The following is a 5,876-nucleotide window of genomic DNA, read 5'->3' on the forward strand; positions in this document are numbered from 1 at the left end:
AGGCCAACCCGCTCGAGCCCGCGAACCTCGTCGACCTGCAGCGGGCGGTCGTCGAGCACGGCGCCGACCTCGGACTCGCGTTCGACGGCGACGCCGATCGCTGCTTCGTCGTCGACGAGCAGGGCGGAGCCGTCGGGCCGTCGGCCGTCGCCGCGATCGTGGCCCTGCGGGAGATCGCCCGCGTCCGCGCGGCCGGCGAAGACGACATCACGGTGCTGCACAACCTCATCACGTCGCGGTTCGTGCCCGAGGCCATCGAGGAGGCCGGAGCTACGGCCGTCCGCACCCGCGTCGGCCACTCGCTCATCAAGGACCGCATGAAGGAGACCGGCGCCGTGTTCGGCGGCGAGCACTCCGCGCACTACTACTTCCGCGACTTCTGGGGCGCCGACAACGGCATGCTCGCGGCGATGCACGTGCTCGCCGAGTTCGGATCGCAGGACGCGCCGCTCTCCCAGCTGGGTGCGCGCTACATGCCGTACGCACTCTCGGGCGAGATCAACTCCACCGTCGACGACGTCCCGGCCGCCTACACCCGCATCGTCGAGGCGTTCACGGGCCGGGCCGAGTTCGACGAGCTCGACGGTCTCACGGTCGACGGCATCACGCCCGAGAGCGAGCCGTTCTGGTGGTTCAACGTGCGCCCGTCGAACACCGAGCCGCTCCTGCGTCTCAACGTCGAGGGCGGCGACGTGGCGACCATGACGGCCATCCGCGACGAGGTGCTCGCGCTCATCCGCGGCTGACGCCACGGTCGGCTGAGCCTGCGACAATGGTGGGCATGACGACGTCGCCTGTCACCAGCGCCCTCCCGTTCAAGGTCGCCGACCTCTCACTGGCCGAAGCCGGCCGACACCAGCTGCGGCTCGCCGAGAACGAGATGCCGGGGCTCATGGCCCTCCGCGACGAGTTCGGAGCCTCCAAGCCCCTCGCCGGCGCGCGTATCGCGGGCAGCCTGCACATGACGGTGCAGACGGCCGTGCTCATCGAGACCCTCGTCGCGCTCGGCGCCCAGGTGCGCTGGGCGAGCTGCAACATCTTCTCCACCCAGGACGAGGCCGCGGCCGCCGTCGTGGTCGGCCCCGACGGCACCGTCGACGACCCCAGGGGCGTCCCCGTGTTCGCGTGGAAGGGCGAGACGCTCGAGGAGTACTGGTGGTGCACCGACCGCATCTTCGACTGGACTGCCGAGGCCGCGGCATCCGGTGCCGACTGGATCGGCCCGAACATGATCCTCGACGACGGGGGTGACGCGACGCTGCTCGTGCACCAGGGCCGTGAGTTCGAGGCGGCCGGCGAAGTGCCCGCGGCGACGGATGACGCGAGCCATGAGTTCCGCGTCGTGCTGGACACGTTGCGCCGCAACCTCGAGGTGAGCGCCGACCGCTGGACCCGCATCGCCGACGAACTCAAGGGCGTCACCGAGGAGACCACGACCGGCGTGCACCGCCTCTACGAGCTGCACGCCAAGGGCGAGCTCCTCTTTCCGGCCATCAACGTCAACGACTCGGTCACGAAGTCGAAGTTCGACAACAAGTACGGCATCCGGCACTCGCTGCCCGACGGCCTGAACCGCGCCACCGACGTGCTCATGGGCGGCAAGGTCGCGTTCGTCGCCGGCTACGGCGACGTGGGCAAGGGGGCTGCCGAGGCGCTCCGCGGTCAGGGCGCCCGCGTCATCGTGAGCGAGATCGACCCGATCAACGCGCTGCAGGCCGCCATGGACGGCTACCAGGTGTCGCGGCTCGAGTCGGTCATCGGCGAGATCGACATCCTCGTGACGGGCACCGGCAACAAGGACGTCGTGCGCCTCGACCACCTCCTCGGCTTGAAGCACCTCGCGGTGGTCGCGAACGTCGGCCACTTCGACAACGAGATCGACATGGCGGGGCTCGAGTCCCTCGAGGGTGCGGAGCGCATCGAGATCAAGCCGCAGGTGCACGAGTGGCGCCTGCCCACCGGGCGCAGCGTGCTCGTGCTGAGCGAGGGGCGGCTCATGAACCTCGGCAACGCCACGGGGCATCCGTCGTTCGTGATGTCGAACTCGTTCACGAACCAGGTGCTCGCGCAGATCGAGCTCTGGACCCGTCCCGACGCGTACCCCGTGGGTGTCTACGTGCTCCCGAAGCACCTCGATGAGAAGGTCGCCCGCCTGCACCTCGACGCCCTCGGCGTCGAGCTCACCGAGCTCACGCCCGAGCAGGCCGCCTACATCGGCGTGCCGGTCGAAGGGCCCTACAAGGTCGACCACTACCGGTACTGATCAGCGAGCGGATGCCGCGAGCGCGCGGCATCCGCTCGCCCGGCGCCCGTGGCGCATCATCGCTCGGGGAACCCGACCCGGGTCGCCGTGAGGGTGGGGGCGAGAGCCTCGAGCCGCGCGTCGGCGAGCTTCAGCGCCGCCAGCTCGCGTTCCCGCCGGAGCGCGACGACCGCAGCCAGGAATCGCTCGGGAGCGGCATCGGGGAGCGGCGACACGAAGGCCGACACCTGCTGCGCGAGCATCGTCGCGACGCGCGCGCGGCTCTCGGGCATGAGGTGGTCGACGTTGGCGAAGAACGACGCCACCCGTCGCGCGAGCGGATCGGGCAGCCGGGCCACATCGGCGGTCGCCGACCAGCCCACCAGCTCGGGCGGCACGCCGAAGGCTGCAGACGGCAGCTTGGGCACCCGCTCGACCTGGGAGTGCGTGCCCGCGAGGATGTCACCCAGCCGCTTCGACGAGGGGTCGAGGAAGCCGACAAGCACCGCGAGCCCGCCGAACGTCAGGTAGATCTCGATCACCCCGGTGAGCGCGCGGATGAACGCATGGCGCAGCCCGATCGCGCCGCCGTCGTCGCGCACCACCCGGAGGCCGAGCGCCAGCTTGCCGAGGGAGCGTCCGCGGGTGGCGGTTTCGACGGCGGTGGGGAGCACGACGATGCACACCACGATCGTGGCGATGAGGATCGCGCGGAACGCGGCCTCGTCGAGGGAGAGGCCGGCGAGGGCGAGCAGCACGAGGAGGATGAGGACCACCGAGAGCAGCACGTCGATCGCCGCCCCGCCCGCCCGGATGAGCGCGCTCGCCGGCCTGACGTCCAGGGCGACCGCCTCGCCGGTGACCAGCGCCTCATCGTCGAACCGGGCCGCCCGGATGCGGGAGTCCGTCGCGGAGGCCATGGGTAGTATTCAAGCAGATGGACCTCGACGCGCTCGCCTCCGCCCGCCACGACGACTGGGAGCGGCTCGACGCGCTCTCGCGGTCGTCACGGCTCGACGGTCGAGGCGCCGACGAGCTCATCGAGCGGTACCAGCATGCGGCATCCGATCTCTCGCTCGTGCAGACGACGGCCGGCTCGACGGCCCTCGGAGATCGGCTCTCGGTGAGCCTGGCGCGGGCTCGACTCCGATTCACCGGCACCCCGGAGAACCCCCTTCGCCAGTTCACGAGGTTCGCGACGCTCAGCCTGCCCGCTGCCCTGTACCGGCTGCGGTGGATCACCCTCGCGGTCGCGGTGGTCACGTTCGTCGTCGCCGCCCTGTACGCCTGGTGGATCGGCGGCGACCCGCGGGTGCTCGCGACGATCGGCACCGAGGCCGAGCTGCGCCAGCTCGCCGAGGAAGGATTCGTCTCGTACTACTCCGAGAACCCCGCCGCGTCCTTCGCGGGCTCCGTCTGGACGAACAACGCCTGGATCGCGGCGCAGTGCGTCGCCTTCGGCATCCTCGGCGTGTGGGTGCCGTGGGTCATCCTGCAGAACGCGCAGAACCTCGGCATCACGGCCGCCGTGATGTTCGCCTACGACGAGGCCGACACCTTCTTCCTGTACATCGCGCCGCACGGGCTGCTCGAGCTCACGTGCGTCTTCGTCGCCGCGGCGGCCGGTCTCCGCATCTTCTGGGCCTGGGTGGCGCCCGGACCGCGGCCGCGCGGGGTGGCGCTCGCCGAGGACGCCCGCTCGCTGTTCACCGTCGCGATCGGCCTCGTGTTCTTCCTCTTCGTGTCCGGGCTCATCGAGGGGTTCGTGACGCCGGCGCCGTGGCCGTGGCCGGTGAAGATCGGCATCGGCGTGCTCGCGCTCGCGGGCTTCCTCGCCTACATGCTCGTGCTCGGGGGTCGCGCCCGGCGGGCGGGGGAGACCGGCGACCTCGTCGAGTTCGACGCGGGCGCGAACCGCATCGTGGCGGGCTGACCGGGCTTCAGAGCCGGCCGGCGGCCTTCAGCTCGAGGTAGGCGTCGGCGAGGGCCGGCGGCAGTTCCTGCGGGGGAGCGGAGACCGTGATCGCGCCCAGTCGTCGCATGGCGGCGGCGACACGATCGGCATCGAGCCGGGCGCGCTCGGCGGCCGCGGCGCCGTACACCTCGTCGAGCGATCCCCGCTCGCGTGCCGCAGCCACGACCGAGGGGTCGGCCACGGACGCCACGACGACCGTGTGCCGTGCCGTGAGCTGGGGCAGCACGGTGAGCAGCCCGCGTGAGCTGCCCGGGGCATCCGCCGACGTGAGCAGCACGACGAGTGCCCGCTGGCTCGTGACCTGCCGCACGTGGCCTGGGACGGATGCCCAGTCGGCCTCGATCAGCTCCGCCTCGATGCCGGCCATGGTGTCGACCATGCGGGCGAGGAGCGCCGGGCCGGTCGCGCCGTGCACCCGGCCGCGCACTCGCCGGTCCCAGGCCAGGAAGTCGACGCGGTCGCCGGCGTGCGACGCCAGTGCCGCCAGCAGCAACGACGCCTCCCATGCCGTGTCGAGGCGCGGCTCGTCGGCGATGCGGGCGGCCGCCGTGCGCGAGGTGTCGGCCACGATCACGATCCGCCGGTCGCGTTCGGGGCGCCACGTGCGGACCATGAGCCGCATGCCGCCGGGCACCTCGGGGTCGGCATGCCGGGCCGTGGCACGCCAGTCGATCGAGCGCACGTCGTCCCCGCGCACGTACTCGCGGATCGAGTCGAACTCGGTGCCCTGGCCGCGGATGAGGAGCGGCGTGCGGCCGTCGAGCTCGCGCAGGCGCGTCAGCCGCGAGGGCAGGTGGGCGCGCGAGTGGAAGGGCGGCAGCACCCGGATCCGGCCGGGCGAGGCGAGGGTGGCCTGACGGGCCCACAGCCCCAAGGGGCCGGCAGCGCGGATCGTGACCTGCTCGGTGCGTCGGTCGCCGCGACGCCACGGCGTGAGCTGCAGCGACATCCGCCGTCGCTCACCGGGCGGGATGCGCAGCCGCGTGCGGTTGGGGCCCGCGACCCCGGCGGAGGGTTCCCAGCCGTCGCGGACCACGGCACGGAGGAGCCGCGGCCCGACGTGCTGCACCGCGAGCTCCGCCGTGACGGTCTCGCCGAGCCGGACCCGGTCGGGAAGCACCCGGGTCAGGACCACGCGGCGCGGCGAGGCCGCGAGCGACAGGTCGACGAGGCCCRCGCCGAGCGAGACGGYGAGCCAGGCGATGAGCGCCAGCCACGCGGCATCCGCCCCCTGTGTTCCCGCCACCACGACGGGCACGACGCCGAGGGCGACGAGGATGGCGAACCGTCCGGAGACCGCCATGTCAGAGCGGCACCTGCACCTGCTGGACGACCCCGCGCAGCACTGCGTCGACCGAGACGCCCTCGAGCTCCGCCTCGGGCCGCAGCTGCACGCGGTGCCGCCACACGGGGAGCAGCATCGCCTGCACGTGATCGGGAGTGAGCGAGTCGTAGCCGGTGAGCCACGCCCAGGCCTTCGCGGCGGCGAGCAGCGCGGTCGTCGCCCGCGGGCTCACGCCCAGCCGCATCGACGGGCTGCGGCGGGTGGCGCGGGCGAGATCGACGACGTAGGCGAGCACGTCGTCGGACACCCGAACCCGCGCGGCCGCCGACCGCGCCGCGGCGAGCTCGGCGGCGCCCAGCACGGCCGTCACTCCG

Annotated in this window: 6 protein-coding genes; 3 read left to right on the forward strand and 3 right to left on the reverse strand. The window is 72.4% G+C overall.

The genetic code is table 11. The features are described 5' to 3' along the window. The coding region (locus AC1DY2_RS14070; protein ID WP_476762998.1) for a phosphohexomutase domain-containing protein at positions 1-746 on the forward strand (746 nt) is incomplete at its 5' end. 35 nt (positions 747-781) lie between these two features. Further along, entirely contained in the window at positions 782-2,263 is a 1,482-nt protein-coding gene (gene ahcY / locus AC1DY2_RS14075) for an adenosylhomocysteinase (protein WP_476762999.1), read from the forward strand. A gap of 56 nt (positions 2,264-2,319) precedes the next feature. On the opposite strand, the gene AC1DY2_RS14080 is transcribed toward ahcY, so the two are convergent. Further along, positions 2,320-3,162 carry an RDD family protein gene (locus AC1DY2_RS14080; protein WP_476763000.1) on the reverse strand — a complete coding sequence of 281 codons (843 nt, stop codon included), beginning with the start codon at positions 3,160-3,162 and terminating at the stop codon, positions 2,320-2,322. 17 nt (positions 3,163-3,179) lie between these two features. Between AC1DY2_RS14080 and AC1DY2_RS14085 the strand changes: the two genes are divergently transcribed. Then, a complete protein-coding gene (locus AC1DY2_RS14085) occupies positions 3,180-4,175 on the forward strand; it encodes a stage II sporulation protein M (RefSeq protein WP_476763001.1) in 996 nt (331 codons plus the stop codon). A gap of 7 nt (positions 4,176-4,182) precedes the next feature. Here the strand turns inward: AC1DY2_RS14085 and AC1DY2_RS14090 are convergent, their stop codons facing one another. Both AC1DY2_RS14090 and AC1DY2_RS14095 read right to left on the reverse strand, forming a co-directional pair. Further along, on the reverse strand, positions 4,183-5,520 hold the full coding sequence (locus tag AC1DY2_RS14090) for a DUF58 domain-containing protein (RefSeq protein WP_476763002.1): 1,338 nt from the start codon (positions 5,518-5,520) through the stop codon (positions 4,183-4,185). Position 5,521: 1 nt separating this feature from the next. After that, on the reverse strand, positions 5,522-5,876 hold a 355-nt coding region (locus tag AC1DY2_RS14095), incomplete at its 5' end, for an AAA family ATPase (RefSeq protein WP_476763003.1).

Source organism: Agromyces sp. P1_H4, from assembly GCF_056405255.1.

Coding starts and splice junctions, on each gene's coding strand:
- ahcY (WP_476762999.1), top strand. CDS start 782: ATGACGACGTCGCCTGTCACCAGCGCCCTCCCGTTCAAGGTCGCCGAC.
- AC1DY2_RS14080 (WP_476763000.1), bottom strand. CDS start 3,162: ATGGCCTCCGCGACGGACTCCCGCATCCGGGCGGCCCGGTTCGACGAT.
- AC1DY2_RS14085 (WP_476763001.1), top strand. CDS start 3,180: ATGGACCTCGACGCGCTCGCCTCCGCCCGCCACGACGACTGGGAGCGG.